The sequence below is a fragment of the Arthrobacter sp. FX8 genome, from assembly GCF_026723805.1.
Classification (GTDB): Bacteria; Actinomycetota; Actinomycetes; order Actinomycetales; family Micrococcaceae; genus Arthrobacter.
On sequence record NZ_CP113505.1, the window covers coordinates 4,376,356 to 4,400,227 of the forward strand.

The 23,872-nt window shown below is 66.3% G+C and carries 24 protein-coding genes and 4 pseudogenes; 15 read left to right on the forward strand and 13 right to left on the reverse strand.

Annotated features, from left to right (window positions below):
- Window positions 1-12: 12 nt before the first annotated feature.
- Window positions 13-819, reverse strand: a complete 807-nt coding sequence (locus OUO20_RS20595; RefSeq protein ID WP_142069132.1) for an exodeoxyribonuclease III — start codon at window positions 817-819, stop codon at window positions 13-15.
- Between the two features lie 161 nt (window positions 820-980).
- On the opposite strand from OUO20_RS20595, the gene OUO20_RS20600 reads away from it, so the two are divergent.
- From OUO20_RS20600 to OUO20_RS20615, 4 genes and pseudogenes are all read left to right on the forward strand, one after another.
- Window positions 981-2,141: an enoyl-CoA hydratase/isomerase family protein gene (locus OUO20_RS20600; RefSeq protein ID WP_268003479.1), complete on the forward strand. Its 1,161-nt coding sequence runs from the start codon at window positions 981-983 to the stop codon at window positions 2,139-2,141.
- Window positions 2,134-3,039: pseudogene (gene mmsB, locus OUO20_RS20605) on the forward strand (3-hydroxyisobutyrate dehydrogenase); the annotation flags it as partial. The gene OUO20_RS20600 and the pseudogene mmsB, both read left to right, overlap by 8 nt.
- Before the next feature lie 106 nt (window positions 3,040-3,145).
- Entirely contained in the window at window positions 3,146-3,922 is a 777-nt protein-coding gene (locus OUO20_RS20610; RefSeq protein ID WP_268002537.1) for an enoyl-CoA hydratase, read from the forward strand.
- Window positions 3,923-3,949: 27 nt separating this feature from the next.
- Window positions 3,950-4,633, forward strand: a complete 684-nt coding sequence (locus tag OUO20_RS20615; RefSeq protein ID WP_056392248.1) for a DedA family protein — start codon at window positions 3,950-3,952, stop codon at window positions 4,631-4,633.
- Window positions 4,634-4,652: 19 nt separating this feature from the next.
- Here the strand turns inward: OUO20_RS20615 and OUO20_RS20620 are convergent, their stop codons facing one another.
- From OUO20_RS20620 to OUO20_RS20640, 5 genes and pseudogenes are all read right to left on the reverse strand, one after another.
- Complete coding sequence (locus tag OUO20_RS20620) at window positions 4,653-5,435, reverse strand: MerR family transcriptional regulator (protein WP_268002538.1); 783 nt, start codon at window positions 5,433-5,435, stop codon at window positions 4,653-4,655.
- 55 nt (window positions 5,436-5,490) lie between these two features.
- Complete coding sequence (locus OUO20_RS20625) at window positions 5,491-5,820, reverse strand: hypothetical protein (RefSeq protein ID WP_018771687.1); 330 nt, start codon at window positions 5,818-5,820, stop codon at window positions 5,491-5,493.
- A gap of 149 nt (window positions 5,821-5,969) precedes the next feature.
- Window positions 5,970-6,173 carry a cold-shock protein gene (locus tag OUO20_RS20630; RefSeq protein WP_009357211.1) on the reverse strand — a complete coding sequence of 68 codons (204 nt, stop codon included), beginning with the start codon at window positions 6,171-6,173 and terminating at the stop codon, window positions 5,970-5,972.
- Between the two features lie 132 nt (window positions 6,174-6,305).
- Window positions 6,306-6,931 (reverse strand): annotated as a pseudogene (locus tag OUO20_RS20635) (response regulator).
- Entirely contained in the window at window positions 6,928-8,157 is a 1,230-nt protein-coding gene (locus tag OUO20_RS20640; RefSeq protein ID WP_268002539.1) for a sensor histidine kinase, read from the reverse strand. The pseudogene OUO20_RS20635 and the gene OUO20_RS20640 overlap by 4 nt, the downstream one beginning before the upstream one ends.
- A gap of 197 nt (window positions 8,158-8,354) precedes the next feature.
- Between OUO20_RS20640 and OUO20_RS20645 the strand changes: the two genes are divergently transcribed.
- Window positions 8,355-8,933 carry a GlcG/HbpS family heme-binding protein gene (locus OUO20_RS20645; RefSeq protein WP_018771684.1) on the forward strand — a complete coding sequence of 193 codons (579 nt, stop codon included), beginning with the start codon at window positions 8,355-8,357 and terminating at the stop codon, window positions 8,931-8,933.
- Between the two features lie 54 nt (window positions 8,934-8,987).
- On the opposite strand, the gene OUO20_RS20650 is transcribed toward OUO20_RS20645, so the two are convergent.
- Genes OUO20_RS20650 through OUO20_RS20665 form a run of 4 tightly spaced genes read right to left on the reverse strand, consistent with a single transcriptional unit; the run spans window position 8,988 to window position 13,120 of the window.
- Complete coding sequence (locus tag OUO20_RS20650) at window positions 8,988-10,181, reverse strand: acetyl-CoA acetyltransferase (protein WP_268002540.1); 1,194 nt, start codon at window positions 10,179-10,181, stop codon at window positions 8,988-8,990.
- Window positions 10,178-10,867 (reverse strand): CoA transferase subunit B, encoded by a 690-nt coding sequence (locus OUO20_RS20655; protein ID WP_134165185.1) that lies wholly within the window; start codon window positions 10,865-10,867, stop codon window positions 10,178-10,180. Before OUO20_RS20655 ends, OUO20_RS20650 begins: the two co-directional genes overlap by 4 nt.
- A gap of 32 nt (window positions 10,868-10,899) precedes the next feature.
- Entirely contained in the window at window positions 10,900-12,357 is a 1,458-nt protein-coding gene (locus tag OUO20_RS20660) for a short-chain fatty acid transporter (RefSeq protein ID WP_268002541.1), read from the reverse strand.
- A gap of 46 nt (window positions 12,358-12,403) precedes the next feature.
- Window positions 12,404-13,120, reverse strand: coding sequence for a CoA transferase subunit A (locus tag OUO20_RS20665; RefSeq protein ID WP_018771680.1), 717 nt, complete (start codon window positions 13,118-13,120; stop codon window positions 12,404-12,406).
- Window positions 13,121-13,285: 165 nt separating this feature from the next.
- Between OUO20_RS20665 and OUO20_RS20670 the strand changes: the two genes are divergently transcribed.
- Complete coding sequence (locus tag OUO20_RS20670) at window positions 13,286-14,080, forward strand: IclR family transcriptional regulator (protein ID WP_018771679.1); 795 nt, start codon at window positions 13,286-13,288, stop codon at window positions 14,078-14,080.
- A gap of 114 nt (window positions 14,081-14,194) precedes the next feature.
- Here the strand turns inward: OUO20_RS20670 and nadE are convergent, their stop codons facing one another.
- Window positions 14,195-15,049, reverse strand: coding sequence for an ammonia-dependent NAD(+) synthetase (nadE, locus tag OUO20_RS20675; protein WP_018772237.1), 855 nt, complete (start codon window positions 15,047-15,049; stop codon window positions 14,195-14,197).
- A 75-nt stretch (window positions 15,050-15,124) separates the two neighbouring features.
- Here nadE and OUO20_RS20680 point away from each other — a divergent pair.
- The 5 genes and pseudogenes from OUO20_RS20680 to OUO20_RS20700 form a co-directional block, all read left to right on the forward strand.
- A pseudogene (locus OUO20_RS20680) lies at window positions 15,125-16,384 on the forward strand (FAD-dependent oxidoreductase); the annotation flags it as partial.
- A 48-nt stretch (window positions 16,385-16,432) separates the two neighbouring features.
- The gene (gene pyrE, locus OUO20_RS20685; protein ID WP_196804802.1) at window positions 16,433-17,017 is read left to right on the forward strand and encodes an orotate phosphoribosyltransferase; all 585 of its coding nucleotides are present in this window, start codon (window positions 16,433-16,435) and stop codon (window positions 17,015-17,017) included.
- A 110-nt stretch (window positions 17,018-17,127) separates the two neighbouring features.
- A complete protein-coding gene (locus tag OUO20_RS20690) occupies window positions 17,128-17,901 on the forward strand; it encodes a GAF and ANTAR domain-containing protein (RefSeq protein WP_056392235.1) in 774 nt (257 codons plus the stop codon).
- A gap of 258 nt (window positions 17,902-18,159) precedes the next feature.
- Entirely contained in the window at window positions 18,160-18,603 is a 444-nt protein-coding gene (locus tag OUO20_RS20695) for a hypothetical protein (RefSeq protein WP_268002542.1), read from the forward strand.
- A gap of 69 nt (window positions 18,604-18,672) precedes the next feature.
- Window positions 18,673-19,713: a thioesterase domain-containing protein gene (locus tag OUO20_RS20700; RefSeq protein WP_018772232.1), complete on the forward strand. Its 1,041-nt coding sequence runs from the start codon at window positions 18,673-18,675 to the stop codon at window positions 19,711-19,713.
- Window positions 19,714-19,715: 2 nt separating this feature from the next.
- Here the strand turns inward: OUO20_RS20700 and OUO20_RS20705 are convergent, their stop codons facing one another.
- On the reverse strand, window positions 19,716-20,558 hold the full coding sequence (locus tag OUO20_RS20705; protein ID WP_018772231.1) for an HAD-IIA family hydrolase: 843 nt from the start codon (window positions 20,556-20,558) through the stop codon (window positions 19,716-19,718).
- A 40-nt stretch (window positions 20,559-20,598) separates the two neighbouring features.
- On the opposite strand from OUO20_RS20705, the pseudogene OUO20_RS20710 reads away from it, so the two are divergent.
- The 4 genes and pseudogenes from OUO20_RS20710 to OUO20_RS20725 all read left to right on the forward strand — a co-directional run bounded on the left by OUO20_RS20710 (window position 20,599) and on the right by OUO20_RS20725 (window position 23,173).
- Window positions 20,599-21,272, forward strand: a pseudogene (locus OUO20_RS20710) (TrmH family RNA methyltransferase).
- 122 nt (window positions 21,273-21,394) lie between these two features.
- On the forward strand, window positions 21,395-22,414 hold the full coding sequence (fbaA, locus tag OUO20_RS20715; RefSeq protein WP_018772229.1) for a class II fructose-bisphosphate aldolase: 1,020 nt from the start codon (window positions 21,395-21,397) through the stop codon (window positions 22,412-22,414).
- Window positions 22,415-22,837, forward strand: a complete 423-nt coding sequence (locus OUO20_RS20720) for a DUF3151 domain-containing protein (RefSeq protein ID WP_018772228.1) — start codon at window positions 22,415-22,417, stop codon at window positions 22,835-22,837. It begins immediately after the preceding gene.
- 195 nt (window positions 22,838-23,032) lie between these two features.
- Entirely contained in the window at window positions 23,033-23,173 is a 141-nt protein-coding gene (locus OUO20_RS20725; protein ID WP_018771833.1) for a hypothetical protein, read from the forward strand.
- Window positions 23,174-23,185: 12 nt separating this feature from the next.
- On the opposite strand, the gene OUO20_RS20730 is transcribed toward OUO20_RS20725, so the two are convergent.
- Window positions 23,186-23,815: a uracil-DNA glycosylase gene (locus OUO20_RS20730; RefSeq protein ID WP_134165181.1), complete on the reverse strand. Its 630-nt coding sequence runs from the start codon at window positions 23,813-23,815 to the stop codon at window positions 23,186-23,188.
- Between the last annotated feature and the right edge of the window lie 57 nt (window positions 23,816-23,872).

A 23,872-nucleotide genomic window follows, 5' to 3' on the forward strand; every position in this document is an offset into this window, starting at 1 on the left:
AGGATGCAGTCATCAGTCCGCCAGTTCCACCAGCACGGGAGCGTGGTCCGAAGCGCCCTTGCCCTTGCGTTCCTCGCGGTCGATCGAAGCCCCGGTGACGCGCGCGGCCAGGGCGGGGGAGGCCAGGATGAAGTCGATCCGCATGCCCTCCTTCTTGGGGAACCGCAGCTGGGTGTAGTCCCAGTAGGTGTAGACGCCGGGGCCCGGCGTGTAGGGGCGCACCACATCGGTGTAGCCGGCAGCTTCGAACGCGTGGAACGCCTCCCGTTCTGGCGGGCTGACGTGAGTTGCGCGGTTCCGGATGAACAGGTCGATGTCCCAGACGTCGTCATCAAAGGGCGCGATGTTCCAGTCACCCATCAGGGCCACCTGCGCCTGGGGGTTGTCCGTGACCAGGGCCTGGGCGTGCGTCTTGAGGCTTTCCAGCCACTTGAGCTTGTACGGCATGTGCTCGTCGTCCAGCGAACGGCCGTTGGGGACGTAAAGGCTCCAGACCCGGATGCCGCCGCAGGTGGCAGCCATGGCGCGGGCTTCCTGCACGGGATCCTTGCCCGCCTTGCCGAACGAGGGCTGGTCCAGGAACGTCCGCTCCACGTCTTCAAGCCCCACCCGGGAGGCGATGGCTACGCCGTTCCACTGGTTCACCCCGAAGTGGGCCACCTCGTAGCCCATCCGTTCAAAGAGCTCCCAGGGGAAGTTATCGTCCTTGCACTTGGTCTCCTGGATGGCCAGGACGTCGCAGTCGCTGCGCTGGAGCCAGGCTTCAACACGGTCGGCGCGGGCACGGAGCGAATTCACATTCCAGGTAGCTATCTTCACGGTTCCTAACTTACCTTGGCAGCCGCAGGGCGGGTAAAGCCTTGGCCGTCCCCGCGTCCGCGATCGGCCGTGGTTGGTTCCGGGCGTGAAGGGGCGGGTATATTCGCAACAGAATGACCTGGATCACTCATCCGGCCACCATGCGAAGGAGCACCCAGCCGATGACCGCAGCCAAGGACAGCACAACGGACAACGCGGCAGGGGACGGAAGCGCGGACGTACTCTTTGAACGCCGCGGCCGGCTGGGCGTGATCACCCTCAACCGGCCCCGGGCCGTCAACGCACTTACCGCGGGAATGGTGGAGCTGCTCCTGCGGCAGCTCACCGCATGGGCAGGGGACGACGGCGTGGCCACCGTCCTGGTCCAGGGCGCCGGGGAGCGGGGCCTGTGCGCGGGCGGGGACATCGTGGCCATATACCGGGACATGCTGCACGGCGGGAACAGGACGGCCCACTTCTGGCAGACCGAGTACCGCCTGAACTCGCTGATTGCCCGGTACCCCAAGCCGTACGTCGCCCTCATGGACGGCCTGGTCCTGGGCGGCGGGGTGGGCATCTCCGCGCACGGGGACGTCCGGGTGGTCACCGAGCGGACCAGGATGGGGATGCCGGAGACCACCATTGGCTTCGCGCCCGACGTCGGCGGGACCTTCCTGCTTTCACACGCACCAGGCGAGGCGGGAACCCACGCGGCGCTTACGGGAGCACACCTGGCAGCCGGGGATGCCCTGTTCCTGGGCCTTGCCGACCACTACGTTCCGTCGAACGCGCTGCCGCGCCTCGTGGCTGCGCTGGAGAAAGAAAGCCCGGAAGACGCCGTCGCCCGTTATGCCGGGCAGCCCCCTGCCTCCATGCTGGCCGGGCAGCGGGAATGGATCGACTCCTGCTACGCCCCGGACGATGCTGGAGAGATTGTCCGGCGCCTCCGGGCGTGGACCGGGCCCGGACGCGACGATGCCGCGGAAGCCGCCGCCACGATCGAAGCCAAGTCACCCACCTCGGTCACGGTCACCTTGGCGTCGCTGCGCCGCGCGGCCGGCCTGACCCTGGATGAGGCCCTGGCCCAGGAGTACCGGGCCGGGATCCGCTTCCTGGCCGCACCGGACTTCCGCGAAGGAATCCGCGCCCAGGTAGTGGACAAGGACAGGAACCCGCAGTGGAAACCTGCCACGCTGGCCGAGGTGCTTCCCGCCCAGGTGGAGGGGTTCTTCCAGCCCCTGGACGGCGGGGAACTGGACCTCCATGTCCCGCCTGAGCTGCACCCCCGGCTTGAACCGCACTCCAACCCCGACCTGCAGATGAAGGAGACGGACCATGCCTGACAAGAGCAGTGTGGCCTTCCTGGGCCTTGGACACATGGGGCGTCCCATGGCCCTGAACCTGGTCCGCGCCGGTTATCGGGTTGCTGGTTTCGACGTGGTCCCTGCAGCCCGGCAGTGGGCCCGTGCACAGGGCATACCGGTGGCAGGGAGCGCCGTGGAGGCGCTGACCGGTGCCGACGTTGTCCTCACCATGTTCCCCAGCGGCCGCCACGTCCTGGACGCCTACGTGGGCGGTGCAGACGGACCCGGGCTGCTGGCAGCGGCGCCGGCCGGGACGATGTTCCTGGACTGCTCCACCATCAACGTCGACGAGGCCAGGGACGCCGCCCGCCTGGCCATCGAAGCAGGCCACCGCTCCGTTGACGCCCCTGTTTCCGGTGGCGTGGTGGGGGCCGAAGCAGGCACCCTGACCTTCATGGCCGGCGGCGACGGGGCTGACTTTGAGGCGGTGCGGCCGCTCCTGGAGGTCATGGGCAAGCGGGTGGTGCACTGCGGCGGACACGGAGCCGGCCAGGCGGCCAAGATCTGCAACAACCTCATCCTGGGCGTCTCGATGATTGCGGTCAGCGAGGCCTTCGTGCTCGGCGAAAAGCTGGGCCTGACCCACCAGGCCTTGTTCGACGTCGCTTCCGCCGCGTCCGGCCAGTGCTGGGCGCTGACCACCAATTGTCCGGTGCCCGGACCGGTTCCCACCAGCCCCGCCAACAGGGACTACCAGCCGGGCTTTGCCGCAGCGCTCATGGCCAAGGACCTCAACCTCGCCGTCAACGCCCTGGACAGCACAGGGGTGGCGGGACAGATGGGAGCGCTCGCCGCCCGGATCTACGATAGGTTTGCCGCGGAAGGCGGCGCGGGCCGCGACTTCTCGGCCATCATCACCGACATCCGCGACGCCTCCGGGCAGCATGCAGCGAGGCAGCAAGAGCCGGCGGCGGGGAGAACACCGGCACGGAAATGCCGGGCCGGCCAGGGACCACAACAGCACACGACGACGGGAGCCCCGAATGACGGAGTACGCCAACATCCTGGTGGAGCAGCAGGGCAGGGTAGGGCTGGTAATCCTCAACAGGCCGTCGGCGTTGAATGCGCTGAACAAGGCCACCATGGAGGAGTTGGTGGCCGCCGTTACCGCCATGGATTCCGATCCCGGCGTGGGTGCCGTGGTGATCACCGGCTCGGGCAAAGCGTTCGCGGCCGGAGCCGACATCAAGGAAATGGCGGACCAGGGCTACATGGACATGTATGCCGCCGACTGGTTCCGGGGCTGGGAGGACTTTGCCCGGCTGCGGATTCCCACCATCGCTGCGGTGTCCGGGTTTGCCCTGGGCGGCGGCTGCGAACTGGCCATGATGTGCGACCTCATCCTCGCCGGGGACAACGCCAGATTCGGCCAACCGGAAATCAACCTCGCCGTACTCCCCGGCATGGGCGGCTCGCAGCGGCTCACCCGGGCCGTGGGCAAGGCGAAGGCCATGGACATGATCCTCACCGGCAGGTTCATCGAGGCGGAGGAAGCCGACCGGTGCGGGCTGGTGTCCCGTGTGGTTCCGGCGGCGGACGTCGTGTCCGAGGCACTCAAGGTGGCAGCGGTGATTGCCGCCAAGTCCAAGCCCGCGGCGATGGCTGCCAAGGAAGCTGTCAATGCCGCCTTTGAAACCGGGCTGGCCCAGGGGGTGTTGTTCGAACGGCGGCTCTTCCACTCCCTGTTCGCCACGGAGGACCAAAAGGAAGGCATGGCGGCGTTCGCCGAGAAGCGCCAGCCGGAATTCAAGCACCGGTAACCCGGGCGCAGGGGACGGGACGGGCGTATGTGGACAATCTTGACCGGTGCAGCCAGCCCCACTGAGGGACTCACCGGAATCGTCGGGTTTGCGGCGAGGGCCATCGACACTTTGGGGGAGTGGGGCGTGGGGGGCTTTACGCTCGCCGAAACCGTGGTGCCTCCCATCCCCAGTGAGGTGATCCTCCCCCTGGCGGGATATCTGGCCAAGCAGGGCTCCCTGAACCTTTTCCTCGTTTTTGCCACCAGCACCCTTGGCGCTTATCTGGGGGCGCTGTTTCTCTACTGGCTCGGCGCCAAGCTGGGGCTGGAGCGGTCCATCCGGTGGTTGTCCAAACTGCCCTTGGTGGACCGCGAAGACTTCGAACACGCGGCAGGATGGTTCCGCCGCCACGGCAGGTCATCCATCTTCTTCGGCCGCCTGTTGCCCGGCGTCCGCAGCCTCATCTCCCTTCCGGCGGGGGCGGCGGCCATGCCCTTTGCCACCTTTACCCTGTTCACCCTGGCCGGCAGCGGGCTGTGGAACGGCGCCCTCATCGGCCTGGGCTACCTGCTTGGCACCCAATACAGGCTGATCGAGGAGTACTCACGCTTCCTGAACTATGCCGTCTACGCCGGATTGGCCATTGCCGTGGTGCTGCTGGTGGTCCGGCGGGCCCGGCGCGCCAAGGCTGATCGGGCGGGCGCCGGCCGCGCCAATACCGGCCGCTAGGCTGCCTTCCGCCTCTGCCCTACAGATACTTCTCCGCAAAACTGCGAAGGGCCGCCCGAACGAAGCCCGCCCCCTCCACTCCGCCGTAATTGGCGGCGAAGCGCAGGTCTTCCACGTACATGTCCGCCAGCCCCAGGACGTATCCCTTGATATTCCCGCTGTTTCCGGCGGCCGGAGTCCCGGGGATGGACCTCAGCCAGTCGACGTGCCGCGTTGCCAGTTCCCGGGCCTCGGGACCGTCCGCAGCAACGCCGGAGCGGGCGGCAGCCTTCCAGTCGTTGCCAAGGGTTTCCACCTTGGACATCCACTCCTGCTTTTCGTCCGAAGCTATGCCGCGCCACCACGCGTCGGATTTTGCGTAGGCCTCCTTGCCCCACCGTTCCTCCACCTCATCCTTGTACTGGGTGTGGTCGAAGCCGTCGAACATGTCTTCTGCCATCAGTTGGCCTCCTGCTTTTACTGTTTCAATGGTTTGCCGCACGGATTGCATTTGCCGTGCCAGCCGCTGCTGCTCCTGTCCGAGCCACTCAAGATGACGGGTGAGCGCGGTGACCGGGTCAGCCTGCTGGTGGAAGACCTCCGCGATGGCCGGCAGGCCCAGGCCCAGCTCCCGCAGCAGGAGAATGCGCTGCAGTTGGAGGAGGGCGGCGCCGTCGTAATAGCGGTAACCGTTGCTGCCCACCCTGCTGGGCTTCAGCAGGCCGATGTCATCGTAGTGGCGCAGCGTGCGGCTGGTGGTGCCGGTCATCCTGGCTACGTCCTGGATGGACCAGTCCGTGCCGGTGTCGGGGATGTCTTCCATGCTCCGAGCCTAGGGTTTGACGCTGCGTCAAGGTCAAGGTCAAGGTTTGAAATTGTCACCGCGCCTGCCGGCGGCGCCTGGCCTGGGCCACCAGCCGCGTGAAAGCGAAAACAAACACTGCCTCGATCACCAGCATGAGGCCCGCCAGCAGCCACTGCTGCCGGCTGATGAACACAATGCACCCGGTCAGGGCCAGGATGGTTCCCAGCGCCAGGGCGTAAACGGCAAAGCCGACCGCCACCCGGGCGCTGCGTACCCCGGTGCGGAAGCCGAAACCGTAGGGCTCCCCGCCGGGCTGGCCCGGCACGCGGTCCGGTGCAGCGGGCCCCAGAGCGTCAAACTCCTCCCACGGATCCTTGTCCCTGTCCTGGTCCTGTCCGGTCATGGATCAATTATCCCAAAAGGGGAAACCGGAGGACTGGCCCCGGGAACACGTGCCCCACAAAACCCCCACATAAAAGCAGCGGCCCCTCCAACCTGAGCTGGAGAGGCCGCTGGATGGGGTCCCGGCAGGTGCCGGAGGCCGCCGAAGACTTAGAGCGGGCGGATGTTCTCTGCCTGCGGGCCCTTGGGGCCCTGGGTCACATCGAATTCGACCTTCTGGTTCTCGTCCAGTGAGCGGTAGCCGCTGGTGGCGATTGCCGAGTAGTGGGCGAAAACGTCAGCGGACCCGTCATCGGGGGCAATGAAGCCAAAACCCTTTTCGGCGTTGAACCATTTAACTGTGCCTGTTGCCATGGCTGCATTCCTTCATGTGACTCTGATTCTCTCCCCGGGGAATCGTCCCGGAGTGCGCGGGAGTTAGTCCCCGCAGTCCCAAACGTACGGGGCACAGGGCCCGGGTGCAAGGGTAAGGGCCATAAACCGCGGTTACCGCATGCCCTCACGGCGTATCGCGGTGGCAATAGCGGCCGCCCGCGTATCCACTCCGAGCTTTGCGTAGATGTGCGCCAGGTGGGTTTTGACGGTGGCCTCGGAGATGAAAAGCCGCCGCCCGAGTTCCCTGTTACTGAGGCCTTCAGTGAGCAAACTGAGCAATTCTGCCTCCCGGGGGTGAGGACTTCTTCGGGGTTGCGCAGCTGCTGGAACAACCGCGAGGCCACCGGCGGGCTCATCACGCTCCTGCCCTGAACCGCGCCGCGGATGGCGGCAAAGATTTCCTCCGGTGCGGCGTCCTTCAACAGGTAGCCCATGGCACCGGAATCGACTGCGCGGACAATATCGGCATCCGAGTCGTAGGTGGTGAAAACCAGGATTGCCTGCCCGCTGTTGAGATCCCGGATCCGCCTGATGGCCTCGATTCCATCCATGCCAGGGCCCATGGCAAGGTCCATCACCACCACAGCCGGGAGGTGCGCATGCACCAGCTGCAACGCTTCCTCTCCCGAGGATGCCTCCGCCACAACCTCCAGGTCAGGCTGGGTTCCCAGCAACGCGCGCAGCCCGCTCCTGACCACAAGGTGGTCGTCCACCAGCAGGACCGTGATGCTGCTCATGCGCCCTCCAATGGTAATTGGGCCGCCACGATGGTCCCCTCGCCGGGGGCACTTTGGATCGAGAATATGCCACCCAGCTGCTCCACCCGCTGCCGCATGGCCCGCAGGCCGTAACCTCCGGCCGTCGACGGCGGAGCTGCCGCCGCCGGATCAAAACCGGCGCCGTCGTCGTAGATGTCCAGGGTGACGGCGTCCGGCAGGAAGCCCACCGTCAGGGCAGCGACTGAAGCCGCAGCGTGCAGCGCGGTGTTGGAGGCCGCACTCTGCACCACCCGCAGCAGTGCGTGCCGGATGTCCGGTGAGACTTGCCTGGGGGCTCCTGTCACCACAAGGGTGGCTTCCGGCAGGTATTGCCGGGCGGCCAGCAGCAGCGCTTCCGGCAGCGGCGTTGATTCCAGCCCGGGGGAAGCAAGCTCGTGGACCAGGCTCCGGGTTTCCGCCAGGTTGGTGCGGAGCAGGCTGGTGGCCTGGTGGAGATCCTGCTGCGCGGCGCCACTTGGCCAACCACGCCCCGCGGCTTCGAGCAGGAGCAGGCTGCTGGCGAGCCCCTGGGTGACGGTGTCGTGGATTTCCCGGGACACCCGCTCCCGTTCGGCGATGGTGCCGGCACGGCGTTCACTGGCCGCCAGCTGGCCTTGGGCCTGGGTAACCTCCGCATGCAGGCGGCGCTGCTCCTCGGCGTCGTGCTGTATCCGGTCATAGATGAGCGTCAGCATGACGCCTACGGCCACAGGCCCCAACAGCATGGCAAGGTCCGTACCGTTGCCCAGCCGGAACAGGCCGGCCGCGGTTGCCAGGGTGATGCCGCCCGCCAGGACGTAGGACGCAGCACCGCGCAGGGCACTCCTGCACAGGAAGAAGAGGGCGAAGGAACACCAGGCGAAGCTCGGTGCTGCCACCACCAGGACCGCCCAGACAGCCACCAACGCGACCATCCACGGCGCGCTGTGCCGGTCCCGCAGCGAGAGCAGGGCCACGACGGCGTACAGCAGGCAGGCGGCGGCGGCGAGTCCCAGGACCAGGACGTTGTCGGAAGGGGAATGCCGCATGACATAGCGCACCACCGATGCCACCAGGAGCACCGCGAAGCCCAGATGGACGGCGGCCTCAATGCTGCCCAGGCGGCCCTTGGGGGTGGGCGGCACCGGACGGGACGCGCCCCCGGCGCCCCCGGCGGCAACGGCGGCCGCCGGGCCGGTGGCCGGGGTGGAATCTTTGGCAGGCATGCGGGATCCGGATCTCGTGGTGGGAAGCACTGCCTTCCATGCTAGGGCTCCACGCCTCCCGGGTTCCTCAGCCTTTTGGCTGATACGGCTGGCCTTTCGGGCCAGCAAGGGGCAGCCGAAGGCCCGATGCCACGCCAACCGCTGCCGAGAAGGATGGAAACCGGCAACAGCACACCTACCAACCCAAGGAACGCACCATGAAGAAATCCCACAAGGCACTCACAGCCGCCGCAGCCGCAGCAATCCTGGTCACGGCCGGAGCCACGGCAGCCGCCAACGCCGGCACCGGCCGCGTCAGCGGCACTGAAGCGCCCGCCGTCGTGCCCGCCGTTGACGTGCAGCCGGCGCCGGAGACTGTCGTGCAGCAGAACCGCATCTCCGCCACAGCCTCCGCCCAGGCCGTCGCCGCGGCACTCGCCAAGTGCCAGGCGGACAAACTGCCGTTCGTCACGGTGGCGCTCGTTGACCGCTTCGGCACCGTCCAGGCACTGCTGCGGGGAGACAATGCCGCGGCGCACACCATTGAGGCCGCCAAGGAAAAGGCCTACACCGCAGCAGCTTTCGGCACCCCCACCAGCGAGCTGGCCAAGCGCATCAATGGCAATGGCCCCTCGATCGCAGACTTGCCGGGCACCCTGTTCCTGGCAGGCGGAGTCCCGCTGAAGGTCAACGGCGTTTCCGTGGCCGGTATCGGTGTGGGCGGGGCGCCCGATGGCGCCCTTGACGAAGCGTGCGCCACTGCCGGCGCCGAGTCCATCGCAGGCACTGCGAAATAGGCTGCGGTCCGCCGTCGTGAAAGCAGCCCACGACGGCGGACCGGCCCCGGACAGCTACACGGCCTCCAGGATGCTGACGTAATTGGCGATGCCCACGCCGCCCATGTTCTGCACGGCTGCCCGGCGCGGAGCCGGGAGCTGCATGTCGCCCGCGGTGCCCGTGAGCTGCATGGCCGCCAGGACGTGCTGGGACACGCCGGTGGCACCCACAGGGTGGCCTTTGGACTTGAGGCCTCCTGAGAGGTTGATGGGAAGTTTCCCGTCCTTGTAGACCAAGCCTTCCTGGAGCGCCCGGGCGCCCTGGCCGGGTTCGGTCAGGCCCATGGCCTCGTACATGAGCAGCTCAGCGATGGTGAAGCAGTCATGGACTTCGGCCAGGTCCAGGTCCTCAATCCCGACGCCGGCCATCGCCAGGGCACGCTGCCAGGACACCCGCGTGGCTTCGAACGCCGTCGGGTCCCTGCGCGCCGCGGGGAAGAAGTCGTTGGCCTGGCCAAATCCGGCGAGCCGTACCGGTGCCGTGAGGCCTCCGGTTGGCGAAGTGGACAGCACGACTGCGGCGGCACCGTCGGACACGGGGGAACAGTCGGTCCGGCGCAGGGGATCGGCCACCATGGGGTTCTTGTCCGAGACGGTTTGGCAGAACTCCTCGCCGAGGTCCTTGCGGAGCTGGGCGTACGGGTTGTCCACGCCGTTGCGGTGGTTCTTGGCCGCGATGGTACCCAGGACATCGCCCAGCTTCCCGTCAGCGTCGTAGCGTTTGGCGTAGTGCCTGGCCACTTCCGCGAAGAGTCCGGTGAACCCGGTGGTGGAGGGCCTGCCGGCCATGTCGTAGTCGGCGCCCAGCAGCCCGGCGCCCACCACATCAGCTCCCGCGTGGGTCATCTTTTCGGCGCCGATCACCAGGACCGTTTTGGCGGTTCCGGCGAGCAGTGCCTTGGTGCCCTGCTGGAAGGCCGCCGAGCCCGAGGCGCACGCGTTCTCCACGCGGGTGGACGGGACGTTGGCCAGGTCCGGTGACACCTGCAGCGCCAGGGAGGATGGAAACGCCAGCGGCATCATTCCGGAGTTGAACTGTCCCACGTAGATTTCATCGATCCGGGCCGGCTCAATCCCTGCGCTGCTGATGGCGTCCGTGGCCACCTGGACGATGAGGGATTCCAGGGTGTCGTCGGTGAGCTTCCCGAACCTGCTGTGACCCCAGCCGGTGATCAGGACATCCTTGCCGAACTGCTTTTTGAGGCTCATGCCGAGGCTCCTTCCAAGGTGGTGGCTGGATCGAGGGAGGGGGCGACCTCAAAGCCGGCTTCGGTCTTCTCCCGGATGTCCTCCACGGTGACCCCCGGTGCCAGCCTGGTCAGCGTGAGCTGCCGCCCGCCGTCGTCCTTTTTGTGAAGGTCGAAGACGGCGAGGTCGCTGATGATCCGGTCCACGCAGCTGAGCCCGGTCAGCGGCAGCGTGCATTCGCGGACGATTTTGGCGGTGCCGTCCTTGGCGTTGTGTTCGGTGAGGACCACCACGCGCGGTGTTCCTGCCACCAGATCCATGGCACCGCCCATGCCTTTGACCATCTTCCCGGGGATGGTCCAGTTGGCCAGGTCGCCGTTGCCGGAGACCTGCATGGCGCCCAGGATGGCCACCTTGACGTGCCCGCCCCGGATCATGCCGAACGAGGTGGCGGAGTCGAAGATGCTGCCGCCCGGCAGGACCGTGACGGTCTGCTTGCCGGCGTTGATGAGGTCGGCGTCCTCCTCGCCCTCGTACGGGAACGGGCCCATGCCCAGCAGCCCGTTCTCGCTCTGCAGCACCACCCGCACGCCCTCGGGCAGGTTGTTCGCCACCAGCGTGGGGATGCCGATCCCCAGGTTTACGTAGTCGCCGTCGTTCAGTTCCTCGGCCGCAATCGCAGCCATTTCATCCCTGGTCCATCCCATGGGTTTTCTCCTTTGGTCGTCTTGGCTGTAATTCAGTTGGGTATTACCGGCGGCACGAATTCGAATGTCATTCCCAGCAGCCAGGCCAACAGCAGCACAACCGGCAGGTGGAACAGGAACTGCTGGAACGTGAAGCCCACCAGGTCCCGGGCGCGCAGGCCCAAGACGGCCAGCAGCGGCAGCATGAAGAACGGGTTGATGAGGTTGGGCAGGGCCTCGGCCATGTTGTAGATCTGCACGGTCCAGCCAAGGTTCATGTTTACGTCCGTCGCGGATTGCATGACGTAGGGTGCCTCGACCAGCCACTTGCCTCCGCCGGAAGGGACGAACATCCCCAGGAAGGCCGTGTAAAGGGCGATGATGACCGCGAACGCCCCGTTGCCGCCGATGCTGGTGAAGAAATGGGCCAGATGCTCGGACACCGAGAGGCCGCCCGCGCCCGTCGCCTTGGTGAGGATGGCCGCCATCGCCGCATAGAGCGGGAACTGGACCAAAATGCCTGCGGTTGCGGGCACGGCCTTGGTCACGGACTGGAGGAATTTGCGCGGGGTTCCGTGCAGCACAAGCCCCAGCATCAGGAAGACCAGCAGGTAGCCGTTCAGTGAACTGACCACGCTCAGGATGGGCAGGGTCAGGAGCTGGGACACCAGCCAGCCGAGGGTGAGCACCCCCGCCAGGATAGGCAGGACCCTGCTGTATTCGAGCCACTCGCCGGGGCGCGACTTTTCGGCCGGCGGTTCGGGCTGGTCATCAAGGTCGACGCCGAGGTCGGCCGCGGTTTTGACGGCGCCGCCCGCGGGGGCGGAGAAGTGGGCAATGACGGTGGTCAGCAGCATCAGGATGACCAGGGTCAGCAGGGACTGCCAGGTGAAGATGGTGGTGCCGAAGTCCAGGACGCCGGTGATCTTCAGCAGCGCCGGGGGAATGGAGGCCTTTGTGGCCTGGAGCTGGGCCGCGGAGGAGGACATGCCCAACGCCCAGACGGCGCCCAGCCCCATGAAGGCCGCTGCCCCGAGCGCCCGGTAGTCGACGTGCAGATCCGCCCGGCGGGCCACGGCACGCGCCAGGAGGCCGCCGAAGATCAGGCTCAAACCCCAGTTCACGAACGACACCGACATGGACATCACGGCAACGAAGCTGACGGCGGCGCGCGCGGAGTTTGGCACCTGCGCCAGTCGGTCAATCAACCGGGCCACGGGCGGCGAGGTGGCCACCACGTAGCCGGTCAGCACCACCATGGCCATCTGCAAAGTGAAGGCGGTGAGGTCCCAGAAGCCGTTTCCGAAGGAGTCCACCACTGCCTTGGGAGAGGCGCCGATGGCGAGTGCTGCGATGGCCACCAGCAGCACGCCTGCCAGGGCGAAGATGTAAGCGTCCGGGAACCACTTCTGCGTCCATCCGGCCAGCTTTTCAGCCATCAGGGCCAAGCCCTTCTGGCGGACGTCCGGTTGGTCGAGCTGGCTGGTGGCCATGGCGGTGTTTCTCTCCATTGAGTGATGTTCTTCCGTTGTTGGGGTGGCCGGCGTCGGAGGCCGGTCAGGCGGAGACGAGGCCGGCGCGCTGCCGGACGGTCCGCTGCTCGATGTCCTTGACCCGGTCCGACGCCTGCACCAGCCGCTGGACGAAGACGCCGGGGGTCGCAACGTGGTTCGGGTCCAGCCGGCCGGGCTCCACGATCACTTCCGCCTCGGCGATGGTCAGTGTGCCGGCTGTGGCCACTACGGGGTTGAAGTTCCGGGCCGTGTAGCGGTAGATGAGGTTGCCGTCCGTGTCAGCGGTGTGGGCATGGACAAGCGCGACATCGGCCCGGATGGCCCGCTCCTGGACGTACGTTTCGCCGTCGAACACCTCGTGCGGTTTGCCTTCGGCAACCAGGGTGCCCACGCCGGTTTTGGTGTAGAAGGCAGGGATGCCGGCGCCGCCGGCGCGAAGCCGCTCGGCCAGGGTGCCCTGCGGAGTGAATTCCACCTCCAGCCTGCCGGCAAGGTACTGCTCGGCAAACAGCTTGTTCTCGCCGACGTAGGACGCGATGACCTTGCGGACCTGGCCCGCCTCGATCAGGATGCCCAGCCCCTTGCCGTCCACGCCCATGTTGTTGGACACCACGGTGAGGTCCCGGACGCCGGAATCACGCACAGCTTCGATCAGGTCGGCCGGAATGCCGCTCAGGCCAAATCCTCCTACGGCGAGGGTGATGCCGTCCTGCAGGGCCCCTTCCAGGGCGCTGGCGGCGGAAGCTTGGAGTTTCTTCATGTCGTCTCCTCGTTGAGCACGGTGGTGTCCACTAAGTGGATGCCGGGGATCTGAGTCTGGAGACTACGGGCGCATTATTGCGCCTGTCAAGGACCACGGCGTGGCCTATTTACAGTGTGGACAGTACGATGGCGTGTATCCATATTGTGGACATAAGGAGGGTTCATGGCCATGCAGGTGCAGGGCGCGCAGGTGGTAACGCGGATCGCCGGCCTGCTGCGGCTGGTGGGCAGGAGCTCGGAGGGAATGCCCCTGGTGGACCTCGTGCGGGAATCCGGCCTTACCCGTCCCACGGTCCACAGGCTCCTGACGTCCCTGGCCGCGGAAGGCCTGCTGGACCATGATCCCGTGACGGGGAACTGGGTGCTGGGCCCCGAGATCCTCCTGATGGGCTCGGTGGCTTCGGCGCGGTTTCCCCTGGAGGACATCGCCCGGCCCAGCCTCCGCCGGCTGGCGCAGGCCACGGGCGAGAGCGCCTTCTTCTCCATCCGCCGCGGCGCCGGGACGGTCTGCCTGCTGCGTGAGGAAGGCAGCTTCCCGGTCCGCTCCTTCGTCCTGCACGAGGGTGTCCGGTTCCCCCTTGGCGTCGCGTCGGCCGGGACGGCCATCATGGCCTTCCTGCCGGAAAGCGAGCAGGAGGAAATGCTGGGGCGCTGGAGCGAACACGCGGGCGAGTTCGCCGGGAACCATACTCCCGAACTGGTGCGGAAGAACCTGGCCCGCACCCGGCTGGCCGGCTATTCGGTGAACCCCGGCCTGGTCCTGGAGGGAAGCTGGGGGATGGGTGCGGCGGTGTTTGACCGCTCCGGGAAACCGGCTTGGGCATTGTCGTTGACGGGCATCGAACCACGCTTCAAGCCGGAACGGCAGGAGGAACTCGGCGGCCTCCTGATGGCGGAGGCGCACCGGATTACGCAGCAGCTTGGCGTGGGCGGCGACGCCGGGCGGCGGCCCCGCTGAGCCTCCCCGGCTCTGGCCGCGAACGACGACGGCGGGCAGCACCTTCCGGTGCCGCCCGCCGTCGTTCTCCCCGAAGACGTGCTCCCCAAAGGTGGGGAAGTCCGCCGAGGCTGCCTAGAGGCCCACGCGGGGCTCCTCGGGGCCCTGGTCCTTCCACCACGTGTCAAAGATGGTGACCGGCACGGTGCGCTTGTGGCGGGTCCGGAGGTACTTCTGTTCGATGGAATCGGCAACGGCGTCCGGAACCTCGCGGCCTTCGAGGTAGTCGTCGATCTGGTCGTAGCTGAGGCCCAGTTCGTCCTCATCGGTTCGGCCTGGCCGGTCATCGAGCAGGTCGGCGGTGGGTACCTTCTCCCAGACGCGCGCCGGCGCTCCAAGTTCAGCCAGCAGGGCGCGGTTCTGCCGCTTGTTGAGGCCGAACAGGGGCAGGATGTCCGCGCCGCCGTCGCCGTACTTGGTGAAGAAGCCGGTGACGGACTCGGCGCCGTGGTCGGTGCCAACCACCAGGTAGTTGTGCTCGCCCGCCAGCGCATACTGGGCGATCATCCGGGTGCGGGCCTTGGTGTTGCCCTTGTGGAAATCGGAGATCTCCGAGCCCACGGTCTTTTCGAACTCGTCTTCAAAACCGTCCACGGCGGCGGAGATGTTGAACGTCCATTCCGTCTTGGCCTTGATGAAGTCCAGGGCTGCCTGGGCATCTTCCTCGTCGTGCTGCACTCCGTAGGGAAGGCGGACGGCCACGAAATTGGCTTCCACGCCTTCGGCCTCAAGCTCATCCACCGCCAGTTGCGCAAGCTTGCCCGCAAGGGATGAATCCAGGCCACCGGAAATGCCCAGGACAAAGCCCTTGGTGTGGGTTGCCTTCAGGTATTCCTTGAGGAACGTGACGCGTTTGCGTACCTCCCCCGCGGGATCGATCCGGGGCTGAACGCCCATTTCTTCAATGATTTTGGCCTGGAGTTCGCGCATGTTGTCCAGCCTAGCCAGCACTGTCAACAACCCTCAACTGTTCCGGGCGGCCTCTGCGCGGCGTAGCGTAACTGCATGGAGCGGACAGGGTGTGCCGTGGTGGGCGGAGGCCCCGCGGGAATGATGCTGGGACTGCTGCTGGCCCGGGCCGGAGTGCAGGTGACCGTCCTGGAGAAGCACCGCGACTTCCTGCGCGACTTCCGCGGCGACACGGTGCATGCCTCCACCATCCGCCTGATCGACGAACTTGGCCTGGGCGCGGGATTCCGCAGCCTGCCCCAAAGCAGGCTCAACAACGTGGCTGTTCCGGTCCCCGGCGCCGGCCTGGTCACCCTGGCGGCCTTCGACTCTTTGAAGCCCCCGTACAACTACGTGGCCATGATGCCGCAGTGGGACTTCCTGGATTTCCTCGCCTCGGCGGCCGCTGCGGAACCGACGTTCAGCCTGCTTATGGAGAGCGAGGCCACCGGCCTGGAGTTCGACGGCGGCCGCGTCACCGGAGTGCGCTACAGGGCCACGGGCGGGGCCGGGCCGGGGGCGGAACACGTGCTGCATGCAGATGTGGTGGTGGCCGCGGACGGGCGCCATTCAGTGCTGCGGGAGGCGGCGGGAATGCGCACCAGGGAGTACCCGGTGCCGTTCGACACCTGGTGGTTCAGGCTCCCGCGCCACGCTTCCGAGCAGGGCGAAGTGGCGGGTGTGGTGCCGTCGCTGGGTGACGGGGACGCCATGATTGCCCTGAACCGCACCGACTACTACCAGCTGGGGTACCTCGCCCCCAAGGGCTCGGATGCCGGGATCAGGGCCGGCGGCGTGGAACGGTTCCGGCAGCGCGTGGCGGCACTTCGTCCGGATCTCGCCGACCGCGTCGACTCCATTCGCAGCCTGGACGACCTTCACTGGCTGGACGTTAAGCTGAACCGCCTGCAGCGCTGGTACACCGACGGATTCCTGTGCATCGGGGATGCAGCCCACGCGATGTCACCGGCCGGCGGCGTAGGCATCAACCTGGCCATCCAGGATGCAGTGGCGGCCGCCGAACGGTTGGCCCCGGACCTGCGGCGGGGCCACGTGCGGGCCAGGACCCTCGCGGCAATCCAGCGCCGCCGGCGCATGCCTACAGTGGTGGTCCAAACCGTGCAGCGCATCCTGCACAGGGTGGTTTTTGTTCCGCTCTTCGCCGGGAGATTGTCCGGGGCGACCCTGGCCGGCGATGGTGCCCGGACTACGCTCTCCATCACGCGGATGGTCTTCTTCATCCTGCGCCACAACCCCGTGGTCAGGCGTGTCCTGCCGCGCGTCATCGCCTTCGGGCCCCGCCCCGAGCACGCGCCAGGCTTTGCCCGCCCACTCACCGTCCGCCCACCCACTAAACTTGAGCCCATGACTTCGCCCTCTGACACTGCGGTAGACACCGCAGCTGCCCGCGCCCGCCTGCTCGAACTCATCAAGGAACTCGCCGTGGTCCGCGGCAAGGTGATCCTCTCGAGTGGGGCCGAGGCTGACTACTACATCGACCTCCGCCGCATCACCCTGCACCACGAGGCCTCCAAGCTGGTGGGCCAGGTCATGCTCGCCCTGGCGGACGACGCCGGGATCGACTTTGAGTGCGCCGGCGGCCTCACCATGGGTGCTGACCCGGTGGGCACTGCAGTGATGCACGCTGCCGCTGATGCCGGCCGTGCCGTGGATGCTTTCGTGGTCCGCAAGGCCCAGAAGTCCTACGGCATGGGCCGCCAGGTGGAGGGCCCCTCCGTTGAAGGCCGCAAGGTGCTGGTCCTGGAGGACACCTCCACCACGGGCGGTTCCGCGCTGACGGCAGTGGAAGGCGTCCGGAAGGCCGGCGGCAACGTGGTTGCGGTGGCAGTGATCGTGGACCGTGACACCGGTGCCAAGGAAAAAATCGAAGCCGAGACCGGCGTTCCATACCTGTTTGCGTTCAGCAAGGACGAGCTGGGGCTGTCCTAGGTCCTGCTGCGGACCCGGGAAATCGCCTGGGAACAAGTATGCTGGCCGTTGGCCGGGCTGTTGGCGCTGCTTTATGATGTCCTTTAACACTTTTCAGTTGCTTGGAGATCATGCATTTGCTCCCCCCAGAACAGCCTTTGAGCGCAACCGACCAGGTCCAGAACCTCATCCTGGAAAGCGCTGATTTTGAGGACTTCCTCAACGAACTGGCCCGTTTCTCCGCCCACCAGATGGCAGGCGACGGTGACGACGCCCTGTGTGGCATCACCCTGCTCCGTGACCGCAAGGCGGCCACCATCGGGTGGAGCAGCGATTCGGCGCGGGAAGTGGACGAAATCCAGTACTCCTTGTCTCAGGGCCCCTGCCTGACTGCTGCGGAGGAGGAACGCGAAGTCCACGTTCCCGATCTGCTGGAGGAGAACCGGTGGGGTCCCGATTACGCAACGGCCGTTGCCGCCCATGGCCTGCGTTCGGTGCTTTCCCTCCCGTTCACCCTGCAGGGCGAGGCCAAGGCGGCCCTGAACCTCTATTCCGATGTTCCCCGGAAGTTCGAAGGACGGGCCACGGCAAGGGCCCGGGACTTCACCCGTGAAATTTCGCAGGCCCTGCGCCTTGCCGTCCGGTTCTCCCTGCATGCGGACAGCGCGTCGAACCTCCGGGCCACGCTGGAGTCCCGCACCATCATCGACATCGCCGTGGGCATTGTCATGGCCCAGAACCGCTGCAGCCAGGCGGCTGCCGTCGAAATCCTCACCGAGGCATCCAGCAACAGCAACACCAAGCTGCGGGACATCGCCAAGTCCCTGGTGGACTCAGTGGGCGGAGCCGGTGCCCGGACGCACTATGAGGAGCCGGGAAAGGTAATCCGCGCGGCCCGTTCCTAAGGGTTGGGTTGTGCAGGGGCTCCCGCGGAGGTTAGGCTTGCGGAGGTTGAGCCGTCGGCCATAGACCTCTTTTGGAGTACCTATGGACCGAGCATTAGACGCAGTTGTTAATTTTGATGTCCCTGCAGACATCGTCCGGATTGAAGTCCGGGGAGCCTTGACAGCGGTTCCCGCCCCCACCTGGTCCACATCATCCGCCGTGTCCGGCGAATGGGCATCCGCTGCCATATTTGCGTTGACCTCTCAATGGCGGACCTGGTGGAGTCAACCGCGCTGGCCGGCCTGCGCAGCGACCTGAATGCGCTGGATGCCAACGCGCTGCCGGGAGCCTGTGGTGCAGGCGTTTCCCTGCAGCTGGTACCCGCTGCCCACAATGCTTCCTTGAACCGGCCATCCGGCGAGCAGCCACTTCCCCTGGACGGCGACGTCCGTGAGCTGTTCCCCGGAGGCCGCTTCGCCGGGGAGTATCCACACCTTCCTGTCATGTGGATCGAGGAGTTGTACGGGCCGCCCCTTACGGAATACTCCAACGAGGAGCTCCTTGCGGCCAGTGACGCGCTCTTCGCGCTGCTCGACAATCCAAACACCCAGGACAGTGCCGACCTGCTGGGCCGCTACAACGACATCGGCCTGGAGATCCATCGCCGCCGGCAGGAACCCACGTCCCCAATCCCCGCCGCGGAGGGCCAGGCCGCCTGCTGACCCCAGCGTCACCGAACGGTTACCCCCGCCCGTTGCGGCGGTACGTTTGGGTGGGTTTACGGTAGGAGTGTGCCGTATGAGGGGGAGGTAAGTCCGCAGGGCGGGCGCGGGGTTTCCCACGCCCGGCTGCTGGCGGAGGCGGCTGCGCTGAAACGCTTTTCGCGGCGCACGTTCCTGGCGGGTGCAGGGGCGTCCGGGCTGCTGGCTGCCGACATGCTGGTGACCCGCGAGGTCCAGTCGCAGCGCCGGACCACCAGGATCCTCAGCGTTGCGGACGACTTCGCGGACGCCTATTACCCGGATGCCAGCTGGTTCCTGTTCCCGGGGTACAAGACCAGCTGGGAAGAGGCACAGTGGATCCTCAACACCCTGCGCGGGGCGCTGAACAAGCGCGCCCGGCTCGCCGCCGTCGGATATTCCAACCTGGGGCTGAACATCACGGAGGTGGTCAACGCGATCACCGACTACATTGCCGAAGAGAAGATCACCAAGCTCTTCTTCTACGGGCACAGCTTCGGCGGGATGCTGGCCACCCAGGTGGCTGCCCGACTCCTTGCCCTGCAGGGAGTCCAGGTGCAGTTCATCCTCCTGGACTCCAGTCCCTACAGTGCGCACGACGTGCTGGACCAAAGCTGGTTCGACGGCGTGGTGTTCCTTTACGAGCGCGGCGTCAGGTTCCCGTCCACGCTGCGCGGTGGGTATGAGCTGGGTGAACGGATCATCCACAAGGACGAACGGAGCTGGCGGCAGGTCCTGGACCAGACCCTGGAGCAGCTGTCCCCGATCGCACCTTCCAGCGTCCTGATCCAGACCGAGTCCGCGTATATCTACCACTTCGAGGGAAGCCAGTTCGCCGGGAAGCTGGGCACGGCCAAGATGGCCTATATCGGGAACCCCAAGGACAGGACGGTCGACTACGAAACCGCGGCGGAAACCTGGGCCGTGGTCTTCAAGGACAACATGGTCTCAAGCAACCTGCAGACCACCGGGGCGGCACCCGCCCACGCCAGCCCCGGCTGGAATCCGCAGGTCTACCGGCCCCTGGTGACGGAACTGCTGGACGGGTTCTTCCCGCTGCCCCGGGGCGGCTCCCGGGTGAGCATCTTCTAGTCCTAGATCTGGTTCTTCAGGTCCGCCACGGAGTTCAGCACCTGGTTGGGGCGGAACGGATACGCGGCAATGTCATCCTTGTGCGTGATGCCGCTGAGGACCAGGACGGTGTGCAGGCCCGCTTCCATGCCGGCGATGATGTCCGTATCCATCCGGTCACCGATCATGGCGGTGGTCTCGGAGTGTGCATCGATCTGGTTCATCGCGGAGCGGAACATCATGGGATTCGGCTTGCCCACAATGTACGGCTCGCGGCCGGTGGCCTTGGTGATCAGGGCCGCGATGGCACCGGTGGCGGGCATGGGGCCGTCCTTGGAGGGGCCGGTGGCATCCGGGTTGGTGGCGATGAACCGGGCACCTGCAAGGATCAGCCGGATGGCCATGGTGATGGCTTCGAAAGAGTACGTGCGCGTCTCGCCAAGCACCACAAAGTCCGGGTTCTGGTCGGTGAGGATGAAGCCGGCCTCATGCAGCGCCGTCGTGAGCCCCGCCTCACCGATCGTGTAGGCGCGGTTGCCGGACTCTGAGCCCCGCACCTGGTCCTTGAGGAACTGCGCCGTGGCCAGCGCCGAAGTCCAGATGTTTTCCTCCGGAATTTCCAGGCCGGAGGAACGCAGGCGGGCGGCAAGGTCGCGCGGGGTGAAGATGGAGTTGTTGGTCAGCACCAGGAAGCGCTTGGACGTATCCACCCACCGCTGGATCAGTTCCGCGGCGCCGGGGATCGGCTGGTTCTCGTGGACCAGGACGCCGTCCATGTCCGTCAGCCAGCACTCGATCTCCTGGCCGCTGCGGTAAACCGCGGGGTTTGCTGCTACCTGGTCTTCTTCTGCCACGTTTACCTCCACCGGTGATGAATGCTCCAGTGCTCCAGTCTAGTGTTGAGGGGTGAACCAAACGCCCGGCCTGCCAGACGAACCCCGCCACGAGCCCGGGGAGGCCGAGCCCGCAAAGGCGGAGGTCGGCGTCGGGCCCTGGGAAGGCGAACTGCCCGAAGGCGACCACTGGGACCCTGACCTCCTTGCCGACGGGGACCGCCGCAACGTCCTGGACAAGTACCGCTACTGGAAGCACGAAGCGATCGTGGCGGAGCTCGATTCCCGGCGGCACAACTTCCACGTGGCCATCGAGAACTGGCAGCACGACCTGAACATCGGCACGGTGGTGCGCACCGCCAACGCCTTCCTCGCCAAAGAGGTGCACATCATCGGCCGGCGGCGATGGAACCGCCGCGGCGCCATGGTCACCGACCGCTACCAGCACGTCCGCCACCACCCCACGGTCGAGGACTTCGTCCAGTGGGCGCAGGGGGAGGGGCTGGCGATCATCGGCATCGATATCTTCCCGGACTCGGTTCCCCTGGAGACTTACGAGCTGCCGCGCGACTGCGTGCTGGTCTTCGGACAGGAGGGCCCGGGCCTGACCCCGAAGTCCACCAGGCCGCCGCCGCCACCCTGTCCATCGAGCAGTTCGGCTCCACCCGGTCCATCAACGCCGCCTCGGCAGCCGCCATCGCCATGCACGCCTGGATCCGGCGGCACGTGTTCAACCAGCACGTCTGAGTGTTACTGAGCGGTGACCCGAAACACCCTCGTGGTCCGGGAATGGCTAGGATGGTGCCTAGCCGTAAGCGGTCTACTTGAGGGTCTTCCACCCACAGACGAAACTCAGCAGAGGAGCCAGCATGCCCATTGCAACCCCAGAGATCTACTCCGAAATGATCGACCGCGCGAAGGCGGGCGGCTTCGCATACCCGGCCGTGAACGTCACGTCCTCGCAGACGCTCAACGCAGCGCTCCGCGGCTTCGCCGAGGCGGAGTCCGACGGCATCGTCCAGGTTTCCACCGGCGGTGCGGCCTACTGGTCCGGCGCATCCACCAAGGACATGGTTGCCGGTTCCCTGGGCTTCGCAGCCTTCGCCCGCGAAGTAGCCAAGAACTACGGCGTCAACGTCGCCCTGCACACGGACCACTGCCCCAAGGACAAGCTGGACGGTTTCGTCCTGCCCCTGCTGGCTGCTTCCGAGGCTGAGGTCAAGGCCGGCCGGAACCCGCTGTTCAACTCCCACATGTGGGACGGCTCCGCCGAGACCCTCCAGGAAAACCTGCGCATCGCCCGCGAACTGCTCGGCCGCACTGCTGCCGCCAAGATGATCCTCGAAGTGGAGATCGGCACCGTTGGCGGCGAGGAGGACGGCGTGGAAAACGCCATCAACGACAAGCTGTACACCACCGTTGAGGACGCCCTGGCCACCATCGATGCCCTGGGCTCCGGTGAAAACGGCCGCTACATCACGGCCCTGACCTTCGGCAACGTCCACGGCGTCTACAAGCCCGGCGGCGTCAAGCTCCGCCCGGAGATCCTCAAGGACATCCAGGCCCAGGTGGGCGCGAAGATCGGCAAGGACAACCCGTTCGACCTCGTGTTCCACGGCGGCTCCGGCTCCTCCGACCAGGAAATCGCCGACGCCGTCTCCTACGGCGTGATCAAGATGAACATCGACACCGACACCCAGTACGCCTACACGCGTCCGGTTGCTGACCACATGTTCAAGAACTACGACGGCGTCCTGAAGGTGGACGGCGAAGTGGGCAACAAGAAGACCTACGACCCCCGCGTCTGGGGCGCCTCCGCCGAAGCCGGCCTGGCGGCCCGCGTGGTGGAAGCCACCAAGCAGCTCGGTTCGGCCGGAAAGACCTTCTAGATGTCGGACGAGTTCCGCCGGAACCTGATGGGGCCGGAGCCCACTCTCCTGCCTGCCGAAACCGAGGTGAACGCGCAGCTTGAGGCCGGCCAGGAGGCCCTGGACCTGGTGGCGAAGCACCCAACGTCCTCGCTCCTGTGGGCCGTCCTGGCTGAGGAGGCGTGGACGGAAGGCCGCACCATCGACTCCTACGCCTATGCCCGGGTGGGTTACCACCGCGGACTGGATGCGCTGCGCCGCAACGGCTGGCGCGGCGTGGGGCCCATCCCCTGGGAGCATGAGCCAAACCGCGGGTTCCTGCGGGCCCTCTACTCCCTGGGCCGGGCCTCGTCGGCCATCGGCGAGGCTGAAGAGCCGGAGCGGATCGAGAAGTTCCTGAACGATTCCGACCCCACGGCAAAGGCAGCCATCGAGGGCGAATAACTCCCTGGGCCCACGCCCGCACTGTTTCCTGGTGCAGATTGCCAGGGAGGGGTTCGGGCTGGGAACGACGGCGGGCGGTCACCTTTCAATGAGAAGGTGACCGCCCGCCGTCGTATCCGGCCTGGAATGCGCCGTCCCTCATTTCGGTTAAAAGAATCGAAGGGCCAGGGGAGGAAAGGAGGAGCTGCGCGAAGCGTGGGAAAGCAGGAGAAATCGCGTCTCAGGTTCTGTGACTACTACTCGTGGATGTCGTACGCCGACTTCACCACCTGGGTTGAAGCCGAAGACGAATCGGCACCGGGAATTTCGTTTACCGAGTCCGATGCCACAGGCTGAGCGGCGCAGGTCTTAAGGTTTGGCAATACCCGTGCGGGCCATGGCGTCTGCATAGGCAGTGCGCATGTCCTCCAGGTACTCCTCCTGGCGGGCCGGGGAACCGGCGAAGGCGCGGCCGCTCAGCGAGCGGACCTTGTAGGTCTTCAGGCCGCGGCGCCAGAGGAGGGGCACCTCGGTCTTCAACAGCAGGTTGGCCAGGCGGTTGGCTTCGGTGCCATGCGCCACGATCACCGAGGCGCGGGGGACCAGGGCCAGGAACTTCAGCAGGGGCTTCAGGCCTGACTGGATCTGGTCCGGAGTGAACTTGCCGTTGGGTTCGCCCGGGACGTGCCAAGGGTGGACGTTCCACGGCATGACGAACTCCGGGCGCAGGCCAAGCTTCCACTGGATCCCCAGCATGCGGGTAACAGCGTCCTGGTCGCCGGGGGTGATGAACCCGGACGGATCCACCTCGCCGATGTTGGAGAACAGGCTGATAATGCGGCATTCCTCCACGTCGTGCATGGGGTCCACGTAGGGCACCACGGTTCCGGGCTTGGCCTCCTGCAGGGAATCACACAGTTCGTTGACGGCGGCAACGCTGGGTTCGTAGCGGCGGCTCATGAGCTGTTCGTGGAATGTTTCGGGTGCCAGGGCTGTCATGAAGTGCTGGATCTCCTGCGGGGATTGGCGTTGCTGCCGCCACGGACATGGGCGCAC